Consider the following 23190-nt stretch of genomic DNA (forward strand, 5'->3'; position numbering starts at 1 on the left):
CGATCGGCGCTGTCGCCGCTGATTTTATGGCGGGCCGCCGCGGCGCTGGTGGGTCTCGGAGAGTGCCCGCGCCGGGCTCGGTCGGCCCGGCGCGGGCACTCGTCCATCGCGTCAGCGCGTCCTGGTCAGGAGGCGCTGCAGGAAACGGCGGGGGTGGCGGCGGAGCCGCTGGCGGTGAAGCCGAACGTGGTGGTGCCGTTCGCCGCGATCGACCCGTTGTAGGCCTCGTTGCGGACGGTCACGTCGGCACCCGAGCCGGAGCGGACACCGTTCCACAGGCTGCTGATGCTCTGCCCGCCGGGCCAGGTCCAGTTGACCGTCCAGCCGTTGACGGGGCTGGTGCCGGCGCGGACGGTGACCGTGGACTGGAAGCCGCCGGGCCAGGAGTTCGTCGTCTCGATCGTGGCCGCGCATCCCCCGGGTACCGGCGACGGCGACGGGCTCGGGCTCGGCGACGGGCTCGGGCTCGGCGACGGACTGGGGCTGGGCGACGGGCTCGGGCTCGGGGAGGGGTTGGTGCCCTGGAACTGGGTGAAGAACTTCCACACCTCGCCCTTGGTCCAGGTCGTGATGCCGCTCTCGGAGTAGGTCCCGTCCACCGGTCCCGGCATGTGACCGTTGTCGAACGCGGCCCAGACGACCGGATATCCGGCCCGGCACCCCGAGTAGGTGGTGACGATGTGCGTCCGGCTGCCCGACGCCGGCTCCCGCGGGCTCTGGGCGGTACACCCGTTGTTGCGGACGAACGTGTCACGCAGCGACCGTCCCGACGAGATGGGCAGGACGTTGTCGGTGATGCCGTGCAGTCCCATGTACGCGATGGGCTGCGTACCGCCGCTGCACCCGCTGAGCTGAGCACCGGAGAACACCGCCACCGCGCGGAAGACGTTCGCCCGGGCGCACGCGATCGCGTAGCTCATGCCACCGCCGTAGCTGAAACCGGTGGCGAACAACTGCGTCGTGTCGACGCAGAGGTCTCCCTCGATCAACCGGACCAGGTCGTCGACGAAGGTCAGGTCCTCGCCACCCGAGTTGGCCCAGCCGTTGCCGAAGCCCTGGGGCGCGACGAAGATCGCACCATTGTTCGACAGCTGCCGCAGACCGTAGAAGGACCAGGGATACCCACTGGTGCCCCCCGAGTCGACGTCATTGGCGGTGCCGCCCCGCCAGTGGAATCCGAATATCAGCCGGTAGGGCGTGTTGTTCTGGTAGTTGTCGGGAAGCCGCAGGATGAAGCTGCGGGTCTTCCCGTTGCTCTGGATCGTCTGGTTGCCACTCCTCAGCGTCGGGGACTTGCCACATCCGGCGGTCGCCGCCGCGACGGCCTTGGACGACGTGGTCGTGCCCAGATCGCTGCTCATCGCCGCGTGACCTGTGCCCAGAACGAGGAGCGCCGCTGCCGCGATCGCTCCATAGAAGGATCTTTTTCGTAACATTCGGACGTTCCCTTTGGTTTGGCGGGTGAACACACTCGAACAGAAGAGCCGGTCGCCTGCCGTTTCGCACGGAAGTCCCGGCCGACCGGCACGTGCGCATTCCGGCCGGCCGGCGTACAGGCGTATTTCCGGTGCGAATCGATTCGATCGGACACGGCGAGAAGGTAATTTGTTAACGTTAACAACTTCGCTCGCCTGGACGCTCCTCTTCTAGGCGTGCCGGAAGTGAGGGTGTAGCGGAGCAAATCCGAGGTGACCTGGCATGTCAAGCACCACCCCCGCGCTCCGCCCCCCAGCCGACCATTACTCCCCCACCTGACCAGCGAGACCGCCCAGACCGGCGCACCGAACAAGTTGAAATTTCCATCGACGCCGACCTTCCCCCACGGCCATGGCGTGGCCCCCAACATGGCACCCATGTCGCACGCCGTCGATGACGCGCACTGAACGACCTTCCGGCCTAGTGCGAATCGCTATGAAGGAGTTCGACGAGCAAGCCCCGTTCCCGGCCAAGAGGGCGGGCATCGCGCCGACGGGCTACCGGATCGACTCCGTGTCCCCTTGATCAGCACAGGCGCCGACCGCCCTGCCGGACGATCCTCCCCGCGAGGTGACCACGCCGCGAGCTTCGGCCGGCCGGCACGTTCACTGCCTCGCTCGGGCGATGACCTCCTCCGTCGTCAGCGGCGCCCTGGGGTGATGGGTCAGGCACAAAGGTGTACGCACCTTCGTGAACCTCCCGCCCTCAGGTGCGACGTAGAAGTCGCCGCTGCCGAGCGCACCGATGTCATCGGCGCTGCCGCCCTTGACGCGGGCCATCGCCTTGGCGGCCTCGATCTGAACATCCGCGTTGAGCAGACCATAGAACTGTGTTGCGGCGTTTCCCGGGATCCGGTTGTGCAGGCCCTTGGGGGCCTGTGTGGCGAACACCAGTCCGAGCCCGTATTTCCTCGCCTGGGAAGCCAAGGCGAGTGTGCTCTGGGTGCACGCGGTCACAGCGCCAGAGGGAGCGAACGTCTGCGCCTCATCCATGACGAGAAGCCCACCGAGGGGCAGGTCACCTGCGGGGTTCTTCTTGATCCAGGCGAACAGCCCCATCTGCAACTGGTTCACGAAGGACTGCCGCTCAGCGTCGCTCTGCAGGCCCACGAAGCTGATGACCGAAACCCGGGCCCGCTTTCCTGTGACCGGAGTGAGGAGTCGCCCCGGGTCGACGGGCTCACCTTCTCCGCCGAACAGTGGATCAGTCACGACAACGGCCCGGAGCACTTGGGCGAGCCCATCTGCGATCTTCGCCGCTCCGGTGATCTGGCTGAGGTCCTCGGGGAAGTCCGCGAGCAGGTTGATCAGTCCCTCGATGCCGCCGCTCTTGTACTTTCCGAAGTGGACCACCGCCTCCATGAGCACCGCCCGCGCGACTTGGGACTTGCCGCTGCCCCCTTCCACCTTCGCTCGTGGGATGAGTGCCGCCATGGCGGCGTTGACAGCTTCGTTGAACTCATCGACGTCGTCTCGGACGCTGGCGAAGTCGGGCAACGGCTGAAATGCCAGCGGACGTCCCTTCTCTCTCCCTGGTGTCCAGATCACCACATCGGTGTCAGCGAGGTAACGAGTGGCCCGGTCCCCATCGCCGCGCCCCCAGGCGGCGGGCTCCTCCGGCCAAGGGTCGCCGAGACGGGCGAGGTCGTTGTTCGGGTCGAGCACAATCGAGGACACCCCCTGAAGGGCGCACTCTTCGATGATCCGTCTGATCAGCACGGTCTTCCCCGAGCCGGATCCCGCGAAGATCGCGATGTGCTTGCGGAGCGCCTCCAATTCGACGGAGACCGGAAGCCCGCGATCGTAGGAGCGCCCCACGGTCAGCGACGGCACCCCGGCCGGCCCGCCTTCCAGAGGGTGGTCCGAAACGGCGGTCTCCTTATTCGGAAGCGGACTCGCCTGCACGGGCGGCCCCTCAGGGGCTCTTGGCGCCGGGGGCTCTTGCGGAGCGGTCGGATCCGGCCAATCGCCCAGCGCGTCCTTGAAGAGCTTGAGGTCGGCGGTCGGTCTTCTGCTGGCGATCCACCGGTCGAGGTGCGTGACGCTCTCCGCGAAGAGATCCTGCAGGGCGTACAGCACCTTGAGGTCCTCTTCGTCAGCCGTGATCACCCGGCCTCCTCTGACCTGGAACTCGGCCACCGCTTTCTGTGTGACCGGCCCTGAGTTCCACGGGATGTTCCGAATGATGATCAACCGGCGCTTGGGACTCTCCGCCGTGAGACCGGCTTTGAGCACCGCCTTGCGAAGCCGATTCAATGCCGCGAGGTGGTGCGTGGCGGCGATGCCGCGGAACGCCCAGTGAATCTCGTCTTCGGTCGCCTCGTTCAGTACCTGCTTGAGACCGGCGTGAAGAGAGGTCTTCCGGCCCATCGGCGGATCGATCCGATAGCGCGAGGACGTCCCGCGTTGCTCCACGATCCAGGCCCGTAGACCCGCCGAGACAAGCCCGGGAAGTACCACGTCCTCCAGCTCGGCGTCGAGCGCCCCGCTGACGTCGGCTGAATCCGCCAGCATCGCGAACTTGATGTCGATCGCCCGAAGCACTTCCTCTTCGCGATCGGGCTTCCTTGGCGGCACGACCACCGTTGAGGGCGCGTCGAGACTGTCCAACTCCGTGATCTCGCCCTGAAGCAGGCATTTCTGGATGTGTCTGGACAGAGCTTGCAGTATCTCACGTGGCGTGTAGAACGGAGCCCGCGCGAAGGCCTCCGGCTTGATCGGCCAGGTCGGATACGGCCGGTCGAACCCGATGTTCTTGAAGTGCTCCGCAAGGCGTAGTGTAACGAGCTCCGCCCCCACCTCAGGAGACGGAATACGCCGAAGGTAGGTGGCCTTCCGAAAACGGTCCCTGAAACTGTTGACGGCCAGTTCCTCCAGCGTGGTCCACGTCTCTGGCAAGCAGGAGAGAACCGTCAGAGTCCGGCTGGTCACTTCACGGAGATTGGTCAATCCGTGCGCGAATTGAAGAACCCCCGAAGCCGCCGGACCGTTGAAACCGCTCTCGGAGAACGGGCTGCTCTGCGCGATGAAGCCGTCGAGCTGGTCGAAGGCCATGACACTCGGACCGGTCAACGCCAGCAGCCGCGAGATGTCCCGGACGATCTCCTGGGGAGATTTGCGCACCTGCCGGAATCCCCAGCCCAGACGGTAACTCTCGCCATCCTCGACCGAGCAGAGGTAGGACTCTCCGATGTCGACCAGGGCGTGGTCATCGGCCGCCAGGAGCACGAGAGCCCGGGCGACATCTTGTGCGTCCCTCCCGACCCGGCGATCGATTCTGTACAGGGCGTCGATGAACTGATCGAGATCTTCCCGAGTGACCATCTGATTACCGATGATCGTCTGCTGCGTCTTCCTCGGGAGCCGCATCAGGCCCGTGAGATTGCGCAGGAACCGCTTGAGCTGGGTCTCCTCATCCGCGCCGACCCGGGCCAGCCCGTCCTGGATGGACACGACGGCGCTGTCCCAGAAGTTGCGGGCGTCGAGAATGCTCATAAGGAAGAAGTAGCCATCGCGCTGGACGACCTGCTCACGCAGCCAGCTCATCAGGTGCGTCTTCCCGCTTCCTGAGCCGCCTTCAAGGACCACCCCGATGGGGCTGGTCACGGGAGAGCCGGTGGCGGCGTCCAGTCCCGAGCGGAGAGCATAGGAAGCCTCCGGGTGCATCTCGGGCACATGATAGGGAACCGGCTGCCAGACATCTTCGCTGGCGTTGACGGTCGAGAAGATCTTCAGGCTGTCCAACGCGTACCATTCGGTAACCATCATCACGCCCCCACACGGAACTGATGGTTGGGTGTGCTGCCGATGATGATCGCGGCAGCGTGGTCCTCGGGACTCAGGTCCCCCGTGATGGCGACGGGCACGATGTCGACCCGCCCTGCCAGCATCATGGTGCGCAGCACATCGTCCTGGAGGTCACGGTCGATGTCCGCCAGGAACGCTCGCAGCCTGGTCATCGATACCCATCGACCCGCGCCAGGTGTGATCTTCGCATAGGCCTCGCGAATCCTGCCTTCCACTTCCTCCGGCGACCGGATCGTGGCCGATGTTCGGACGCTCCCTTCGACGACCGGGACCGCCGCTTTGGGCGCCACAAGGGACCGCAGGTAGAGAAGAGCCAGTGCCTTGCCCGAACGAGAGGACACGGGGACCCCCTTGCGGACCTCCTCGATCGCACGATCCTCACCAGCGGGTGTGATCGTGTACCACAAGGCCCGCCTGGCTCTGGCCTCCGAATCGATCAGCTTGGCCTCGACGAGACCCGAGCGGTTCTTGGTATCGAGCTCCACACCCCAGTCTTCGTACAACTCCTTGTGAGCCAACGCGGGGCCGAGTTCTCTCAGTACGAGCAGAGCCGCGACCTGCCGGTACGTGAGTCTTTCTTCGGACATCAACCTGCTCCTTCGCTCATTCCGAGGCGCCGCGCCCGGAGGAAATCGTGTATGTGCCGCAGAACACCCTGCAGGTCGCCCCTCACCTGCTGGTTGGTGAATCGCAGCACCGTGAACCCGTCACGCTCCAGGTGCCGATCACGAGTGCGGTCACGCTCCATCTGGGCGAAGGTTTCGTGCTCCGGCCCGTCGATCTCAACGACGCATTTCTCCCGCGCCCACATCAGATCGGTGCGAATCATGACGAACAACGGATCCCTGGACCGATACGTCCGATTCCACGTCCGACCATGAGCCCAGTCGCATTCCGTCAGGGCCGCCTCCATCGCCTGCTCCACCTCGCTGCCCGGGTGTGGCCGGCCGGCGACCGGTGGCACTCCCACCGCCGCGCGCCGCGACGGTGGCGCCATCTCATCGGCCAGCCTCCGGACCGCCGCCGGTATCTCCAGATAGTGCGTATCGACGTTGCGCAGTTCGGGACCGACCAGCCAGATCCCCATACCGCTGCGGTGCGCCAGCCACTCGAATCCGGCGACCAGGACCCTCTCTCCATGCGAGGTCGGTTTCTCCGGCACGTGGATGACCAGGGCCACCGATTCGCGGTCGAACGTAGAAGCGATCACCCGGGCCAGCCCGGCCGCCCGCGCTTCCGCGGGGAACGACCGCCCTTTCGGCGCAGGCCGTCCAGGAGCCAATGGCCCTCGATGCCGGATGGCCCGGTCGGCCAGGTCGGCCAGGAACGGTCCGAAGTGACGGCTGCTCGATGCCGCACGTATCGCGAGAGCCCTGGCCGCCGCTACTCCGCCGCCGCCCGGCCCGGAAAGCCTCTCCCCACCGGGCAACCAACCCGGGAAAAGCCCAATGGCCAGTGTTTCCAGTTCACCGAGGATGGACTCCACCAACTCTGAGACCGAATCACCTTCGGCCACGGAGTAGGTGACGAGAACAGGGCCGGTCTCCGGCAGCGGATCGAGCACCAATTCCAGCATATTTGCATCGATGTCGGCGTTGACTCCCGCAAGGCGGAGCACCCTCCCGACCGGGAGTTCGCCCCACGACAATGACATACCGACCCCCCTCAGGAACTCCCCGCAAGAAGCGTGACTTCGCGCAGGCTATAGGGCACAGGAGGTGACGGACCGGCACTCCGGAAATGTCATCGATTTCGGATATCACACAATCATCGAAACGGCCATCCTGGCAGATCCTTACATCACCATTCACGTCACGGGCCGCCGCAAACGGGTGGGCCTGATCAGTGGCCACCCGGCAGAGCGTCTCCAGCCGCTCGATCTCCCCATGAGAACGCTTCAGCCCTGGCGGGAACCACGGCACGGCGAGATGTCCCCGATCGGAACATCACATCCGATCAAGGACATCTCGCGACGGGCACAGCCTGGGAAGGGGCACTGTCGGCCTATCTCGCATCGACCAGAGCGCGTCGGTGGCACTGCGCACCACACTGCTTCCCCATGGCGACGAACCCGCAGAAATCATGCCGGTGTGGCCGTATCCGGACTCGGCCGAGTAACAGTGGCGGCCGCACCGGCAATGCCGGAGGAGAAGCTCGGCAGGAAGGCTCAGCCAGCCCGCCCCGACCTGTTCCACAGGGACGAATCGGCCCTTGTCACGAGGTCAGGTCCGGGTCCACTTCTGGTTATTGCCACCGTGGCAGCTCCACAGGATCACCTTGGTACCGTTGGCGGTGTCGGCCCCGTTAGCGTCCAGGCACTTTCCGGACTGCACACCGGTGATAGTGCCATCGGCGTTAAGATTCCACTTCTGGTTACTCTGCCCGTTACAGTCCCAGATGACGGTTTGGGTGCCGTCGGCCGTCCCCTGGCCGGAGGCGTCGAGGCACTTGTTGCCGTAAACCCTGAGTTCTTTGGCTGAAGTCAAGGTCCACTGCTGGTTGGGCTGACCGTTGCAGTCCCACAATTGCCCCTGTGTGCCGTTGGCCTGAGAGGCGTTGGCGACGTCCAGGCACTTCCCGGCGTTCTCATTGCGCAGCGGGCCACTTGTACTGGCAGGGGGTTTCATCGGCCCGCTGAAGGTGAGTTTGACCACGTAGGCCAGCGCGGAGTAGGGCTGGCTCGGCATGCCGATGTGCAGACCAGTGGAGTCCTGAGTGCGGCTGGGCAGATCGATGGAGGTGCCGGCTGTGCTGCCGATCAGCTCGGTCTTGCTCAGGTTGGACAGATCCATCCGCCCACCGGCCAGTGAGGCGAGGTTGAGGGTGGAACCCGGCCAGCCGAGCACGGTGGCGTACAGCACGGTGTTGTCCTTGCTGCGGGTGTAGCGGATGTCCTGCGCCGTGCCGGCCCGCGGCTCCACGAAGCTGCCGCCGCCCATCTTGGTCGGTCCCTCGCCGTATGCGGTCCAGGCGCGGGTGGAGTAGACCGCCTCGCCGTTACGCCGCAGGTAGGTGCCGATGGCGGTCAGCAGGTCCTTCTGCGCCTGCGGGATGGAACCGTCGGCCCTGGGTGAGATGTTCAGCAGCATGTTGCCGTTCTTGCTGACCCGGTCGATCAGCGAGTGGACCAGCGCTGCGGAGCTGTAGTACGTGATCGCCGGGGTGTAGGACCACGACGGGTTGCTGACGGCGTCGTCGGTCAGCCAGTAGGGATTGCGGATGTCGGCGGGACCACCGCGCTCGTAGTCGTACACCTCGCCGTTGGTGTTGAAGCCGTCCTTGTAGGCGGCGACGACCTCTTTGCCCCAGGCGTTGGCCTGGTTGTAGTAGTACGACAGGAAATTGAGCCGCTTGGCCTCGTCGACCAGATAAAGGCCGCCGTCCTGCCAGATCATGTCCGGCTGGTACTTGTCGACGACCTCTTTCAGCTTGTCGTACCACAGCTGCTGCTCCTGGGCATTGCCCAGCTGCCCGTACAGCTTCTTCAGCGTGGTGGTCGATTGTGCGGGCACGTGGTCGTAGTAGCCGGTGAAGTTGTAGAGGTGGTGCAGCGTGACCAGGAACTTCAGGTTCTTGGCGCGGATCGCGTCGGCGAACAGCCGCACCAGGTCCAGCTTGGGCCCGCGAGCGACCGAGTTCCACTCGTTGACCTGGCTGTCCCACATGGAGAAGCCGTCATGGTGCTCGGCGACCGGCCCGGCGAATCTGGCCCCGGAGTCGGCCACCAGCTGCGCCCACTCGTTGGGATCGAAGTCACCGCCCTGGGACTTGAGCTTCGGCGCGAACTGCACCCAGTTTCCGGCCTTGTCCCGCGCGCCGTCGATGAAGTTGTGGTACTGCCATACCGAGGGATCACCATAAACACTCTTGTGATGGTTGTTCTCGGGGGAGCCCGGCAGGTACATGGTTCGCGGGTACCACTCGGTGCCGTACTCCGGCGTGGCGAAGGCGCCCCAGTGCCAGTAGATGCCGAACTTGGCGTCCTGGAACCATTCCGGGGCGGCCGGATGCCGGTCCACCGACGCCCAGGTGGGCTCGTAGACGGCGGGGGCCGCCGCGGCCGTGCTCGTCGCGGCGGGAGCCGTGAGCAGAACTCCGGTGAGCAGAGCGGTGCCGGCCGATGCGGTCAATCTGCGGAGGCGTGACAGTTTGAGGGAGGACAAACCGACTCCTGGTGATAAAGGAAATCGTATCGATTCGATTCCGCCACGCGAATCGTCAGCCGGCGCCACCGGTCACCGTCGTGCCGGACTTGGTGATGGAGTACGTGAGCTGCTTTCCACTCCAGAAGTGGAAGGTGAGAGTGACGCGGCCGTCGTTGACTTCGGCGAAGAACTCCGGCTTCAGGATGATGGTGCCGGCGGTGTAGTCGGGCTGGAAGCTCGACCAGAACTCCTTGAACGTGGTCCAGTCGGCCGGTCCGGCACCGCTGCCGTCGGCGTACTTGGCCTCCATGGTGGCGAGCTGGTCACCGCGGAACTGGGTGGGGATCGCGAACGAGCTCGTCGTCCCGGTGGCGGCGGACTGGACCGGCGTGTCGGAGGAGATGACGCTGATCTGCCAGGGCGCGCCCTGGGAGAACAGCGCCTCTATCGTGGCGTTCACCCCGTACGCCCGATTGCCGGCGAGCCGGGTGAGGGCGCTCGATGTGAGCGTCAGCGTCGTGCCGGACACGGTGTAGTCGGTGCCCTGGCGCAGGGCGGTGGCCCCCTGGCGCATTCCCTGGAAAGTGGTGCCGTTGAGGTTGAGCGTGAGCGTCTTGCTGGGAATCGTGCCGCTTCGCGGCAGGTACACCTGATCGGAGGAGGCGGTGGCGGAGCGGGTGGTCCAGCTCGCCTTCATCATGTCGAACACCCCCTGGTCTCGCCAGCGCAGTTGGTCGCGGTCCAGGAACGAGCCCGCGTCCCAGAGCATGGTGGTGAGGTTGCGCGTGCGTGCGTGATAGCCCACGGCCTCGATGAACTTCAGGAATTCGCCGCGCTCGATGATTCCCGGGCGGGTGTAGTCGTAGCTGAGCAGTGCCCACTCCCCGATGATCACCGGGATGCCGCGGGAGACGAACGTGTTGCGCACCCGGTCGAACCCGCTGATCAGGTCCTGCTCGACATTGCCGTCGTACCTGGTGCCGCCGGCGATGTTCACGCTGAACGGCCACCAGCCGTAGAAGTGGACCGTCGCGGCGAGGTTCGGGTCGCGCAGGGTGGCGAAGGTACCGCTCAGCGCGTCCAGGCGAGCCTGTTCACTGCTGGTGTACAGCGCGGGCAGCACCAGGACCCGGGTGGCGTTGGTTCCGCCCGTCTGGCGGATGAGGCGGACGAACTCGGTGTTGAGCGTGTTCAGCACCTGGTCGCTCTGGTCGTCACCGGACGTGCCGGCGAACTGCGGCTCGTTGATGCTCTCGAACAGCAGCTTCGGTGAGCGGTCGCGGAAGGTGACGGCGATCTGGCGCCACAGTGCGTCGAAGCGGTTGCGCACCGTCGTGCTGTCGGTGGGGTAGGTGTTGATCCACTGCCAGGAGTCGTGGTGCAGGTTGATCAGCACATAGAGGCCCTCGGCCAGGGACCAGTCGACGACCTGGCGGACGCGGTTCAGCCACGCCGAGTCGATGGTGTAGTCGGGCGCCGGCCCGTGGTGGTTGCTCCAGGTGATGGGGATCCGGATGCTCTTGTACCCCTGCGAGCGCACCTGGTGAAGCATGGCCTGCGTGGTGGGCGGATTGCCCCACGCCGTCTCATCGGGGATGGCGTCGAAGGTGTTGCCCAGATTCCAGCCGGGTTGCATGGCGGCCACGGTGGCCATCGCGTCACCCGGCTGCGGCGAGGGTGACGGACTGGGTGAAGGTGACGGTGACGGCGATGGACTGGGCGAGGGCGACGGGCTCGCCACTCCACCGGTGCACCTGACGCCGTTCAGCGTGAAGGACGTCGGCGCGGTGTTGGCGCTGGACCACGACCCGTTGAAGCCGAACGAGACCCTCGCGTTGGTGGCGATGGCCGCGTTCCAGCTGACGTTCGCCGCGGTGACCTGCGTTCCGGAGGAGGTGACCGTCGCGTTCCACGCCTGGGTGACCTGCTGGCCCGAGGGGAAGGTCCATGCCAGCTGCCAGCCGTTGACCGGGTCACCCAGGTTGTCAACGCTGACGTTCGCGGTGAATCCGCCTGGCCACTGTGATGAGACGGTGTAGGTCACGCCGCAGCCCGCGGCGGCGTGCGCGGTCCCGGCCGTCATCATCCCCGTCGACACAAGCGCGGTGAGCGCGGCGAGGACCGCACCGACCCGCAGACGGACCCTTCGTAAGCTGTGCGGTTTCACAATTGATCTCCCTCGATGGCGTCGGCCTTCAACGGCGCCGATCAGCACTCCCTTGATGAAGTGGCGTTGGACGAACAGACCTGTGGCGACGATCGGCCCGATCGCCGGCACGACGACCGCCACCTTGATCACATCGACCGGCGAACCAGCTCGATACTGGAAACTTTCTCGCTGAACAGCCAGAAACATAAAGTAGGGAGAGGCGGTGTGCCCGTCCACCTCGGATCGGTACGACCGGCTTACGCGGCGTGCTCTGCACGACAGGCCGCCCACTTCTGCCCGCCATCGGTCGGCCGACCACCATCGGTTTTGTGGCCGAAGCCGATTGAGGAAGGCCGGACGGACAGAAAGTTTCCAGCTAAGATCTTCTGAATATTTCAGAGCGGCCTGCGACGCACGACGGTGGCCGGACGGCCTATCCCGTCCCAGGCCGGTCCGGCTGCGGACCACCCCTCGATGAGGACGTACGCGATGCCGTCACGGGCCGACGGGTTATCCTTGCGCCGTGAACGCGCCTGCGCGCGGGCGGAGCCGGGGACGAAGGGGGCCAGGTTGTCCTACGCCGAGTCAGGCGGACCCGTCGCCGGCCCGGAGCACTCGAAAGGCGACCCGTCCCGGCCGGTGACCATCTCCTACATCGCGGAGACGGCCGGAGTGTCCATCCCGACCGTGTCCAAGGTCGTCAACGGCCGTTCCGGCGTGTCCGCAGACACCCGCGCCCGTGTCGAGGCGCTGATCAGCGAGTACGGCTACCGCAAGACCAACCGCAGGAACCTGCTGGAACTCGTCTTCGCCGAGCTCGAGGACATGTGGGGCATGGAGATCATCCGCGGTGTCGAGCGGGTGGCCCGTGAGCAGCGCGTCGGAGTCGTGCTGACGGAGTTCGGGCCGCGGCACGACCTCGTGCGACATCCGATCGGCGACACGCTGGCCCGTCGCCCGGCCTGCGTCGTCACGGTCGCCCAGCTGTCGCAGGAGCAGCGCGAGGAGTTACAAGCCAAGGACATCCCGTTCGTGGTCTTCGACCCCACCACCGAACTACCGGACGGCGTCCCCTACGTCGGCGCGACCAACTGGGCCGGTGGCCGCTCGGCGACCCGCCATCTGATCGAACTGGGGCATCAGCGCATCGCGATGATCGCCGGCCACGACACGATCCTGTGCTGCCGGGCCAGACTGGACGGCTACCGCTCCGCCCTCGAGGCGGCGGGCCTGCCCGTGCACCCCGGCCTCGTCGTACGCGCCGACCTGACCAGAGAGGGCGGCCGGGTGGCCGCGCTCGACCTGTTGCGCGGCCCGGAGCGACCCACAGCGATCTTCGCCTGCAACGACCTGCAGGCGCTCGGCGTCTACCAGGCCGCCCGGGAACTGGGCTTGCGGATACCGGCGGACGTGAGCGTGGTGGGCTTCGACGACCTGCCCATCGCCGCGCTCATCGATCCTCCGCTGACCACCGTCCACCAGCCGCTCACCGAGATGGCCGCCGCCGCCACCGAGCTGGCGCTCGCGCTCGGGCGTGGCGAGGAGACACCGCGGGTCGGCCTCGAACTGGCCACCACCCTCACGGTGCGGGAGAGCACCTCCTCGCCGGCTGATCAGTGACCCGCCGAGCGGGCCGATGCGGCGTAGAGGACACGTACCGCGTCGTCAACCCCACGGGGGCCGCGAGTCGTCCGCAGGAGCGGCGTCAACGTCGTGCGGCCGGGCCCGCCTGGCCTGAGCGGACCGCGGTGCGATGAGCGGTCCTTCGCACGAATGGCACAGAAGTCCAGCGATCCACCTCGGAAACCATCAGAAGGGATGGAGCGAATCCGAGCCATGGACGTGCCGTCGAGCGGTGTCCGGATGGATGAAAGTTTCAGCTGCTTTTGTCACTGACTTCCTGGGCCGGTACACCATAGGACACGTATTCGCCCGGCACGGGGCGCCGAAAGTTTTAAACGAATCTTGACACGTTTTACCGGCGTTTCCACACTGAGTCCCCAGGGCGGCTTGCTCGGCCAGGTCTGGCGCAGGGGCCGCCGATCGCGACGCCCTCGTGGTGTGCGTTCCGGTGCCGGGACAGGGAGACGACGGTGCGATGCCAGCCGCCGCACTGGACCACTCGGCGATGGCCGCCACGTGCTGATCCCGCTGAGGGCTCACCCGAAGAGAAGGAACACCACAGTGCGACGACGTGTGAGTGAGACTCCGGCGCCTCGTGCCGTCAGGGGGCTCCGATCGGAACCCGGTCCACAGGGCGGGTTGGGGAAGCGGGCGATCGCCGCGGTGATCGTCGTCCTCGGGCTCCTCGTGGCGGCCATCGCGACTCAGCCGGCATCGGCGGCCGACAATCCCTATCAGCGCGGTCCCGACCCCACCTTGGCCAGTGTGTCCGCCACGAGGGGGACCTTCGCCACCGCGCAGCTCAGCGTGCCGGCCGGGAACGGCTTCGGCGGTGGGGTGATCTACTATCCGACGGACACCAGCCAGGGGACTTTCGGCGGGGTCGCGATCGTGCCCGGCTACTCCGCCCTGTTCGCCAACGAAGAGGCCTGGATGGGCCCCTGGCTCGCGTCCTTCGGCTTCGTCGTCATCGGAATCGAGACCAACAGCCGCACCGACGGCGCCGACGCCCGAGCGACCCAGTTGCTCGCCGCGCTGGACTATCTCACCCAGCGGAGTTCGGTGCGCGACCGCGTCGACTCCAGCCGGTTGTCGGTGGTCGGCCACTCCGCGGGCGGCGCCGGTGTCATCCTCGCGACAGGCCAGCGGCCCTCGCTGAAGGCCGCGGTCGGGCTCGCGCCCGGCTCCCCCACGGGGAACCTGAGCCTGGCCAATGACCGGGTGCCGATGATGTTCATCTCCGGGCAGCGGGACACGACGGTCACGCAGTCCTACCTCAACGGGCTGTACACCACTCTGCCCGCCTCGACACCGAGCGCCTGGGTGGAGATCACCGGTGTGGACCACCTGTTCGCGACCAGGGCGAACACCACCGAGATGCGGACGCTGATCCCGTGGCTGAAGATCTTCGTCGACAACGACACCCGGTACACCCAGTTCCTGTGTCCGCTGATGGACTCCAGCAACATCTCGATGTACCGCAACAAGTGCCCGTACGTGCCGCCGGGCGGCCCGTCGCCCTCCCCCTCCCCCTCCCCTTCGCCTTCCCCGTCCCCCAGTCCGTCGCCTTCTCCCAGCCCCAGCCCGTCGCCCTCTCCGTCCCCCAGCCCTTCGCCTTCCCCGTCGCCTTCTCCGTCCGCGGGCGCCTGTACCGCGAGCTACCGCACCACGAACTCCTGGCCTGGCGGCCATCAGGGCGAGGTCACGGTGACGGCGGGCGGCTCGGCGATCAGCGGGTGGACCGTCAGGTGGACGCTGGGCAGCGGCCAGACGGTCAGCCAGGTGTGGAACGGCACGCTGTCGGTCAGCGGCTCCACGGTGACGGTGACGAACGCCTCCTACAACGGCTCGCTCCCGGCGTCCGGCTCCACCACCTTCGGCTTCCTCGGCACCGGTACGGCGTCGGCTCCCTCCCTCACCTGCACCAGCCGCCCGTGACACCCGTCCGGCACGCTGTGGCCAGAGTCCCCCGGCCGGTCAGGTGCCACTGCCCCACCCGGCGTCGCTCATTCGGCTCTCCACGGCGTCACGCCGGCCGTCCTGAGGTGCTCCCCTGAGGGCGACGAGTTCCGCCTGGACCGACGTGGCCCCGCCGCGTCGGTCCAGCCGTTGAGGTCCACGACGATCCCGTCGCGGACCTCAACGGCCTCCGCCCGCACGCATCCGAACCTGGACTACTCCGTGCCGTCCGCCGGCAGGCGCTCCGGCAGCCCGAGCCGCGGGAACCGTTCGGCGTGGAACGTGGTGATCTCACTGATCACCCCGCCGGTGACGCGCAGGACGTCGATCGCCATCGGCAGGTACGCGCCCTCCTGCTTCCGCCAGAGATAGAAGGCCACGGCGGGCTGCCGGTTCACGGCGGTGAGAACGGCGCGCTGGGGCTTCATGCCCTCGAAGCCGTGCTCGACCCAGCCGTTCACCACCGTGTCGCGGCCGACGTACAGGCCCGGCGTGGGCGGCATCGAGAAGCGGACGTCCTCCCGCAGCAGAGCGGCGAGCCCGTCGACGTCCGTGGCCACACTGGCGTCGGTGTAGCGGCGCACCAGCTCGCGCGTCCCGGCGTCCTCCTCGCCGCCCGTCCAGTCCTGCCGCTCGGCGGGCAGGTGCTCCCGCATGCCGGCGCGGGCCCGCTGCAGCGCGCTGTTCACGGAGTTGACGGAGTCCCCGAGGAGCTCCGCGACGTCCTTGGCCGCCCAGCCGACCACGTCCCGCAGGATCAGCACGGCCCGCGGGCGCGGCGCGAGGTGCTGGACCGCGACCAGGTACGCGAGCTCGATCGTCTCCCGCGCGACGGCGACCGCTTCCGGCTCGTCGGTGTCGCCCGCGGGCGGTTCGTCGAGCAGCCGGTCCGGGTAGGGCTGCAGCCACAGCACCTCGCCGCCGGTCGCGGGCTCCGGGCGCCGCTTGGCGAGCAGGTCCAGGCAGGCGTTGGTGGCGATTCGGTACAGCCAGGCACGGAACGTCGACCGCCCCTCGAAGGTCTCCCGCCGCCGCCAGGCACGCAGGAACGTCTCCTGCACGGTGTCCTCGGCGTCCTCGAACGACCCGAGCATCCGGTAGCAGTGCACGTGCAGCTCCCGCCGGTGCCGCTCCGCCAGCCCCGAGAACGCCGGCTCGTCGACCTCGCGCAGACCGCTCGAGCTCCGCGCCTCCAGCCGCGTGTCCGTACTCATCACGTCATCCTTCCGCCTTGTCGTGCCCTGACATGGATATGACGGCTGCGGACGCGATAACTCATCACCAGGGCCGGCCGGCACGGCTGATCGAGTGATGGAGTACGGCGAGGAGATCACGGCCCCCCGCCCCGCGTTCGCTCAGTCTTCGCCGTTGTAGGCGCGCAGCTCGCGGCGTGCCTGGCGACGGTCGCGGCGGCGCTCCTGGCGGCGGAAGTGGTTCCACTCCCGGCTCCCGTCGACGCCGCCGTAAAGGCACCAGAAATAGAAAGCCGCGCGCCAGTGACAGCCTCCCGTACGGAGGTCCAGATCCACGGTGCCGGGGGTGATCTCGTCGGGCAGTGTGCACGGCCCGAATCGATGATCATGCACGGGGCGGCAGGTCACCATCGGCGCGTCGGCGATTCGTACCCACCAGGGCCGGGTCTTGTCGGTCTTGCTCATACGGTCACCTTTCGGCTCCGTGCAGCCCCGGGCTGGGGCTGTCACAAGACCGGATGCACCGTGATCACCTCCAACGTCGCGACCGACATATCAGGATCGCAGGCGACGCCGCCGCTTGAAGATCCCGATCCGGACGCTACCGCGAACCGCGGAACATCGCGCGGACCGGACCGGATCGAGAAGTCGGCCGGCCGAGGCGCGGTGTCACGTCCGGGCCCACGGCCGGAAACCCCACTCACGCCGATCCCTGCCGAAACTATCGGAATTCTGGCAAAAAATTCCGGGCGGAGGTTCATAGCACGTGACGATGGCATCCCATGATCGTTACCCGGGAGTCGTCCCTCCCCTGCCCGGCAGGCGATCGTCCGCTTCACTACGAAAGTTTCATCCTGTGCGCCAGGCGCGGGCGCGAACATCCCCTGGTCAGCACGCACAGAAGGAGCACCCCACCGGACCGGCGCCCCGGACCAGGAGTCAAGCTACTTGACATTCGCAACCGGGTCGTATTTGCTCCCTCACGCTACCCATTTACAGCACGTAAGCGGCATGCCGATAACCCTCTGCTGAATGTTAGCGCTCATACCTCGGTTCCGGTTTCACAGCACCGGGCATTCGATGCCGCTGATGGAGAGGAACGCAGCAAATGTTTTCGACATCGGCCCCGTCCGTACGGCCAGAGGGAATCGCGAATGTTAAAGCATAGGACCATCTTCGGCGCCGTGGCGCTCGCGGCTGCTGTAGTCCTGACCACGGGGCACGCGGCGATGAGCAGCGGCAGCAGCACACAAGCGTCAGCGGGCACCGCCGCCGCGCTCGCGGGAACCGCGGGATGCGGAAAGAACCCGACGCTGACCAGCGGAACGCGGAACATCACGACCAGCGGCAAGAACCGCCAGTACATCCTGCGGATCCCCTCGAACTACAACAACAACACGCAGTACCGCCTGTTCATCGGCCTCCACTGGCTGAACGGCACCATGAACGACGTCGACTCGGGCGGAAGCGCCGGAGCCTCCTGGTCGTACTACGGGCAGCGGCAGTTGTCGAACAACAATGCGATCTTCGTCGCGCCGCAGGGCTTCAACAACGGCTGGGCCAACAACGGCGGCGAGGACGTCACCTTCGTCGACGACATCATGCGCCAGGTCGAGTCGGACCTCTGCGTCGACACCTCGCTGCGCTTCGCCATGGGGTGGAGCTACGGCGGCGCCATGAGCTTCTCCCTCGCATGCTCGCGCCCGAACGTCTTCCGCGCGGTCGCGGTGTTCTCCGGCGCGCAACTCAGCGGCTGCAACGGTGGCACCCAGCCCGTCGCCTACATGGGACTGCACGGCATCACCGACAACGTCCTGAACATCTCGCAGGGACGGGCGCTGCGCGACAAGTTCGTGCAGCTCAACGGCTGCACCGCGCAGAACCCGCCTGAGCCGGGCCAGGGCAGCCGGTCGCACATCGTCACCGCCTACTCCGGATGCCGCGCCGGATACCCGGTCGTCTGGGCCGCGTTCGACAACGGCCACCTGCCCGACCCCGTCGACGGGACCTACACCGGGAACGGCGCCCAGACCTGGACCAAGGGCGAGGTGTGGAAGTTCTTCTCCCAGTTCGAGAGCACCTCGAACCCCAACCCCACCCCCACGCCGACCGTCACCCCGACAGTGACCCCGACGGCGACCCCGACGGCCACGCCGACCCCCGCCACCAGCTTCCGCCTGCGCAACGAGGGCGCCGGGCGTTGCGTCGACTCGCCCAACAGCGCCACCGCCAACGGCACCCAGCTCCAGGTCTACGACTGCCACACCAACGCCAACCAGCGCTTCACCTACAACGCCGGCCGGCTGGAGCTTCTCGGCAAGTGCCTGGACTCCCCGACCAACGCCGGCTCGGGCACCCGCGTGCAGCTGTGGGACTGCCACACCAACAGCAACCAGCAGTGGACCTTCACCTCCAGCGGCACCATCACCAACGGCGCCAACAACCTCTGCCTCAACGCGACCGGCACCGGTAACACCGCCGGCGTGACCATCGCCAGTTGCAACGGCCAGGCCAGCCAGAGATGGACCAGGGCCTGACCACCCGCTAGCCGATCGCAGACGTCGGGTCCAGGCGGCTTCGCCTGGACCCGACGCGCGTTTCCGCTTCGCGGGAGACCTTTGAAGCCGGCCTGCTCGTGCAGATCGAGAAGGGAGGTCTTCGCGACGCCACCTCGCAGGTATCCCGAGGAACCGAGTGCCGGCAGCGGTTGAGGGCGCCGGTCTGCGACATCGGGATCGATCCACCTTGGCGATGAGGGGCCGACGCTGAAAATTTCATCGCCGAACGCTTTCAACGTGGTTCCCTTGCGCAAATTGCCGCAGGTGTTCGACAACAAGTTCCTGGACACCTGAGCCACGGCTTCTGCGCCAAGCCGTCGAGGCCGCGGCGCCCGCTTTCGGGTATTGACCACACAGTTGTGATCGCCCACACTGTTGTGACGTCTGATGTAACCTTCACTTCCATCGCAGATACAGGATGCGCGTTCGGCTCCTCGGCGAAACGAAGCCTGCGCCCTGCCGCACGAGGTAATCCTGTCATTTAAATGTTAACGCTAACATTCGTTGGGGCCCTGATTATGCGGCCGGACGTACGTCGGCATCACGATGGTCACCAGTGAGGGTTCGACCCAGCGATTCACATCTAGTGATGGGACATTTCATGGCACTGATCACGGCGGCTGATGGTCACTCCCCAGGACCATCGCGGAGCACCATGTCTTTGCGCCGGCTGCTGATCGCCCTTATGGTGACCGCGCTCACCGCAGCGGCGGGCCTCGTCTCTGCGCCGTCGGCCAATGCCGCCACCAACCAGTTCCGCGGCATGAACTGGGCCGTGCTGGGTGACAACTTCAGCACCGGCCCGCTCGTCCTGCAGGGCCTGAGCCAGTCCGACAGCAACGCGACGGTGCGGGCCAAGGCCAACTCGATCTACGACAGCATGGAATACCTGATGGGGGTCAACACCGTCCGGCTGCCCATCAACACTCACACTGTGGCCAACACGACCTGGTGGAACGCCTACCGCGGCGCCATCGACGCCGCCGCCGAACGTGGATTCAAGGTCATCCTGGCCTACTGGGAGGACGGCGCCGCCTCCGGCGGCAGGATCACGAACCTCGCCGCATGGAACGCGATGTGGTCCAGCGTGGTCAGCACGTACGGCTCGAACGGCAACGTCTACTTCGAGCCGATGAACGAGCCGCACGGCTATTCGTCGTCGGAGTGGCGCAACGTCGCGGCGAACTGGCTCAGCACGCACACCGCGGCGGTGCCCGGCCGGGTGCTCATCGGCGGCACCGGCTTCAGCCAGGACCTGCGGGACATCTGCAACGACAGCCGCTTCAACTCGACGCTGATGTCCTTTCACTATTACGCCTTCTTCTACAGCGCGATGACCTACGACGGCTTCCGGAGCCACATGCAGTCGCTTCTGGGCAACTGCGCCTCCCGCGCGGTCGTGACCGAGTTCGGCGCGCCGATGGCCACCGGCCTCAACTACGCCGACCCGAACAGCACCGACAACTTCGTGCGTTACCTCCGCGCCGTGACGCAGGTCATGCGGGACAACCAGATGGGCGGCACCTACTGGCCCGCCCTCGGCGGCAAGATAACCGCGGGCCTCGGCTACGACCACTACTCGATGTTCGCTCTCGGCGGCAGCGGCACCACCCTCAACCTGTCCACCCGCAACGGCTACGGCGCCAACCGGGTCCGGTACGCCTGGGGCGACAACGTCGGCGACCCCACCCCCACGCCGACACCGACGCCGGCACCGGCACCGGAGACGTACTACCGGCTCAACGTGCGCCACAGCGGCAAGGCCATGGACATCCAGCAAGGGAGCGCCAACAACAGCGCGCGCATCGACCAGTACACCTACGGCGGCAACGCCTGGCAGCAGTGGCGCTTCCAGGACGCCGGCGGCGGCTACTGGCGCATCATCAGCCGGCACAGCGGAAAGTGCCTCGACGTGACCAGCGCCTCGACCGCCGACGGCGCCGAACTCATCCAGTACACCTGTGGCAGCGGCACCAACCAGCAGTTCCAGATGGTGACCAATGGCGGCTACTTCCAACTCCGCGCCCGCCACAGCGGCAAATGCGTCGACGTCCCGTCCGCGTCAACGGCGGAGGGCGTGATCCTCAAGCAGTACACCTGCAACACCGGCACCAACCAGCAGTGGTCCCGCACGGCCGTCTAATCGTCGTCCCGACATGACCGCGGCCCCGCGGTACCCCTCTCACGCCCCCGGCGCCGATCGCGTACTGCCTGCTCGGCACCGGGAGCCGCCACCCCCACCGCTACGTGCACCGGCCCCTGACGCAAGCGTCACGTGACCGGTGGCCAGAAGAAGGCGGCCCAGGCCGGTGGACCGGCGGCAGCCGTTCTCCGCTGTTCACCTTCGCTCCAGCCGGACACCGGCCCGCCACCACCGCGCGTGGTGGCGGGCCATAACGAGTTCGGGCCGGAGACCGTACAGTCCCAGCAACTCGAGTACGACGCCTGTCACGTGGTGTGTACGGGCGGATCGTCGACCTGGGAACTCACGATGACACAGGCTCATTGACCGCTTCGTGGTCTCCGGCCTCGCGATAGCGCGTCCAGCCCTCGTCGAGCAGTCGGAAGCCCGCATCGATGCTCGGTCCTGGATCGGCCTCGCGGGTGGCGCTCAGTTGGATGTGCAGGGCGAATCGGACGTAGAAGCGAATCTCGTCGCTCGGCTCAGCGAACCCCAGCTCGTCGGTGATCGTGGCGACGAGGGCGTCCTCGTGACGGAACCACATCTTCTCCGCGTAGTCGACGAGGGCCGGCGTCTTCTCCATGAGAGCGAGGATCCGGCGCTGCGGTTCGGACCGGAGTTCGGCGATCTCGGAAAGGTAATGAGCCTTCAGCGCGTCGGAGATCGTGGTCCCGGGTGGCCGGCCGCTGATCGCGGCCACGAGACGTTCATGCCGCTCGTCCTCGTCACTGAAGACGAGCGCCTCCTTGTGAGGGAAGTGCGTGAAGACCGTCTTGGGGGACACGTCCGCCTGGTCCGCGATCTCGCGGACGGTGACCGCGTCAAAGCCGCGTTCGAGGAAGAGCGTCGTCGCCGCGTCAAGGATCGCTGCCCGCGTTGCCGCTTTCTTGCGCTCGCGCCGTCCCACGGCCGTTCCATCCACCATGCCTGGATCCTACTAGCGCCGGACTAAAAGTATATTGACCCTAAAAGTAGTCTCGGTATAGTAAGTGTGTGAGTGAAGCTAAACAGTGTCCGGGGCCGGTCCTCCACCTCGTCCCCGTCCCGTCATCACAGTCGTCCTCCTCCCCTCTGTGACCGACAAGCCCCTGGTCACCCCGCCGAGGGCGAGTCCTGGCCCTGCCGTCGCCCGGCATCTCCGGCGGAGACGACCTCACACACGCGGCCACCGCTCGCGCCGCCCGGGAACACGAGTTGGACGGCAGGACCGAACTCGCGAGACGTTCCACCACCCCGATGCCGGCCCCGGCATCGACGACCGAAGGGACCATGACCATGACCGTGAACCCCAGCTCGCGTTCCAGCGCCGAGCGCGGAGAGCCCGCAAGTAGCGCACGACCCGACGCACACGGCCCCGACGTGCTCCGGCTGTCGCAGCGGCGGGCCGCCGGAGCGCTGCTCATCGCCGGACCCGCGATATTCCTGCTCGCGGAGTTCATCGCCGCTGCGGCGTGGACAGATCCGCCCTATAGCTACACATACGACTTCATCAGCAACCTCGGAGTCCACGGCCCTTCGACGTTGTTCGGGCAGTACATGTACTCGCCTCTCGCCTGGGTGATGAACACCGGCTTCATCTTGTTCGGGATCACGATCCTCGCCGGGGTCGCACTGCTGCGCGGCCTGTCGGGCAGGCGCCGCTGGGGAACGCTCATTCCCGCGACGCTGCTGGCCGTCGGCGGCATCCTGATCGGCCTGTTCCCCGGATCCGGCGAGGCGCTGCAGGACGGCACCGGCGACTATCACAGCATGGGAGCCTTCGCGGGCTTCATCGGCGCGAACGTGCTCGCGACCATGCTCGGAAGTATGCGCCTGCGCGTCGGGTTCACTCCCGCGATCGGCAGAGCGCTGACCACGGCCGGCGTGATCGGCCTGCTCTCGACAGCGCTCTACCTCCTCCTGATCGTCTCCTCCGCGGGCGACTCCACGATCGGCGTCATCGGCCTCATCGAACGCGGCGCCACCCATCCGTTCCTGATCGGCTTGCTCTGCGCGGGAGCGTCGATCTGGATGCGCAGGCCCCTCGACAGGCCGGCGGCTACCGGCCAGATGCCCTGAGTACTCGGCAACGGATCCGCCTGCCGTGGCACGGTCGCCGT

Annotated in this window: 14 protein-coding genes and 1 pseudogene; 5 read left to right on the forward strand and 10 right to left on the reverse strand. The window is 66.7% G+C overall.

The annotated features are described in order from the left end of the window. Positions 1–125: 125 nt before the first annotated feature. The 7 genes and pseudogenes from IEY93_RS12385 to IEY93_RS39555 all read right to left on the reverse strand — a co-directional run. Complete coding sequence (locus IEY93_RS12385; RefSeq protein WP_203968802.1) at positions 126–1361, reverse strand: CE1 family esterase; 1236 nt, start codon at positions 1359–1361, stop codon at positions 126–128. Between the two features lie 720 nt (positions 1362–2081). Continuing rightward, positions 2082–5243 carry an ATP-binding protein gene (locus IEY93_RS12390; protein ID WP_189163166.1) on the reverse strand — a complete coding sequence of 1054 codons (3162 nt, stop codon included), beginning with the start codon at positions 5241–5243 and terminating at the stop codon, positions 2082–2084. After that, positions 5243–5869, reverse strand: coding sequence for a hypothetical protein (locus IEY93_RS12395; RefSeq protein WP_189163167.1), 627 nt, complete (start codon positions 5867–5869; stop codon positions 5243–5245). Before IEY93_RS12395 ends, IEY93_RS12390 begins: the two co-directional genes overlap by 1 nt. Beyond that, positions 5869–6846, reverse strand: coding sequence for an endonuclease domain-containing protein (locus tag IEY93_RS12400; protein ID WP_189163168.1), 978 nt, complete (start codon positions 6844–6846; stop codon positions 5869–5871). Before IEY93_RS12400 ends, IEY93_RS12395 begins: the two co-directional genes overlap by 1 nt. Positions 6847–7504: 658 nt before the next feature. Continuing rightward, entirely contained in the window at positions 7505–9412 is a 1908-nt protein-coding gene (locus tag IEY93_RS12405) for an alpha-L-fucosidase (RefSeq protein ID WP_229691075.1), read from the reverse strand. 88 nt (positions 9413–9500) lie between these two features. After that, on the reverse strand, positions 9501–11063 hold the full coding sequence (locus tag IEY93_RS12410) for a cellulase family glycosylhydrolase (RefSeq protein WP_229691091.1): 1563 nt from the start codon (positions 11061–11063) through the stop codon (positions 9501–9503). A gap of 174 nt (positions 11064–11237) precedes the next feature. Further along, positions 11238–11783, reverse strand: a pseudogene (locus IEY93_RS39555) (cellulose-binding domain-containing protein); the annotation flags it as partial. A gap of 363 nt (positions 11784–12146) precedes the next feature. On the opposite strand from IEY93_RS39555, the gene IEY93_RS12415 reads away from it, so the two are divergent. Both IEY93_RS12415 and IEY93_RS12420 read left to right on the forward strand, forming a co-directional pair. Further along, complete coding sequence (locus IEY93_RS12415; RefSeq protein ID WP_229691076.1) at positions 12147–13196, forward strand: LacI family DNA-binding transcriptional regulator; 1050 nt, start codon at positions 12147–12149, stop codon at positions 13194–13196. A 690-nt stretch (positions 13197–13886) separates the two neighbouring features. Next, entirely contained in the window at positions 13887–15137 is a 1251-nt protein-coding gene (locus tag IEY93_RS12420) for a poly(ethylene terephthalate) hydrolase family protein (RefSeq protein ID WP_444544677.1), read from the forward strand. A 236-nt stretch (positions 15138–15373) separates the two neighbouring features. Here IEY93_RS12420 and IEY93_RS12425 read toward each other — a convergent pair whose 3' ends face one another. Further along, positions 15374–16372 carry an RNA polymerase subunit sigma-70 gene (locus IEY93_RS12425; RefSeq protein ID WP_189163173.1) on the reverse strand — a complete coding sequence of 333 codons (999 nt, stop codon included), beginning with the start codon at positions 16370–16372 and terminating at the stop codon, positions 15374–15376. A 141-nt stretch (positions 16373–16513) separates the two neighbouring features. After that, entirely contained in the window at positions 16514–16816 is a 303-nt protein-coding gene (locus IEY93_RS12430; protein WP_189163174.1) for a hypothetical protein, read from the reverse strand. A 689-nt stretch (positions 16817–17505) separates the two neighbouring features. Here IEY93_RS12430 and IEY93_RS12435 point away from each other — a divergent pair. Next, positions 17506–18888: a ricin-type beta-trefoil lectin domain protein gene (locus IEY93_RS12435; protein WP_189163175.1), complete on the forward strand. Its 1383-nt coding sequence runs from the start codon at positions 17506–17508 to the stop codon at positions 18886–18888. 676 nt (positions 18889–19564) lie between these two features. Beyond that, the gene (locus IEY93_RS12440; protein ID WP_203968800.1) at positions 19565–21052 is read left to right on the forward strand and encodes an RICIN domain-containing protein; all 1488 of its coding nucleotides are present in this window, start codon (positions 19565–19567) and stop codon (positions 21050–21052) included. A gap of 343 nt (positions 21053–21395) precedes the next feature. Here IEY93_RS12440 and IEY93_RS12445 read toward each other — a convergent pair whose 3' ends face one another. After that, positions 21396–22016 (reverse strand): TetR/AcrR family transcriptional regulator, encoded by a 621-nt coding sequence (locus tag IEY93_RS12445; RefSeq protein ID WP_189163177.1) that lies wholly within the window; start codon positions 22014–22016, stop codon positions 21396–21398. 350 nt (positions 22017–22366) lie between these two features. On the opposite strand from IEY93_RS12445, the gene IEY93_RS12450 reads away from it, so the two are divergent. Then, positions 22367–23149, forward strand: coding sequence for a DUF998 domain-containing protein (locus tag IEY93_RS12450; RefSeq protein WP_189163178.1), 783 nt, complete (start codon positions 22367–22369; stop codon positions 23147–23149). Positions 23150–23190 lie beyond the last annotated feature (41 nt).

The sequence above is a fragment of the Sphaerisporangium melleum genome (assembly GCF_014646695.1).
In the GTDB taxonomy this organism is placed as follows: Bacteria; Actinomycetota; Actinomycetes; order Streptosporangiales; family Streptosporangiaceae; genus Sphaerisporangium; species Sphaerisporangium melleum.

Excerpts from the sequence above, each read along its gene's own strand:
- IEY93_RS12430 (WP_189163174.1), bottom strand. The coding sequence starts at position 16,816 with ATGAGCAAGACCGACAAGACCCGGCCCTGGTGGGTACGAATCGCCGAC.
- IEY93_RS12395 (WP_189163167.1), bottom strand. The coding sequence starts at position 5,869 with ATGTCCGAAGAAAGACTCACGTACCGGCAGGTCGCGGCTCTGCTCGTA.
- IEY93_RS12410 (WP_229691091.1), bottom strand. The coding sequence starts at position 11,063 with ATGCAACCCGGCTGGAATCTGGGCAACACCTTCGACGCCATCCCCGAT.
- IEY93_RS12390 (WP_189163166.1), bottom strand. The coding sequence starts at position 5,243 with ATGATGGTTACCGAATGGTACGCGTTGGACAGCCTGAAGATCTTCTCG.
- IEY93_RS12450 (WP_189163178.1), top strand. The coding sequence starts at position 22,367 with ATGACCGTGAACCCCAGCTCGCGTTCCAGCGCCGAGCGCGGAGAGCCC.
- IEY93_RS12440 (WP_203968800.1), top strand. The coding sequence starts at position 19,565 with ATGTCTTTGCGCCGGCTGCTGATCGCCCTTATGGTGACCGCGCTCACC.
- IEY93_RS12425 (WP_189163173.1), bottom strand. The coding sequence starts at position 16,372 with ATGAGTACGGACACGCGGCTGGAGGCGCGGAGCTCGAGCGGTCTGCGC.
- IEY93_RS12385 (WP_203968802.1), bottom strand. The coding sequence starts at position 1,361 with ATGAGCAGCGATCTGGGCACGACCACGTCGTCCAAGGCCGTCGCGGCG.
- IEY93_RS12445 (WP_189163177.1), bottom strand. The coding sequence starts at position 22,016 with ATGGTGGATGGAACGGCCGTGGGACGGCGCGAGCGCAAGAAAGCGGCA.
- IEY93_RS12435 (WP_189163175.1), top strand. The coding sequence starts at position 17,506 with ATGTTAAAGCATAGGACCATCTTCGGCGCCGTGGCGCTCGCGGCTGCT.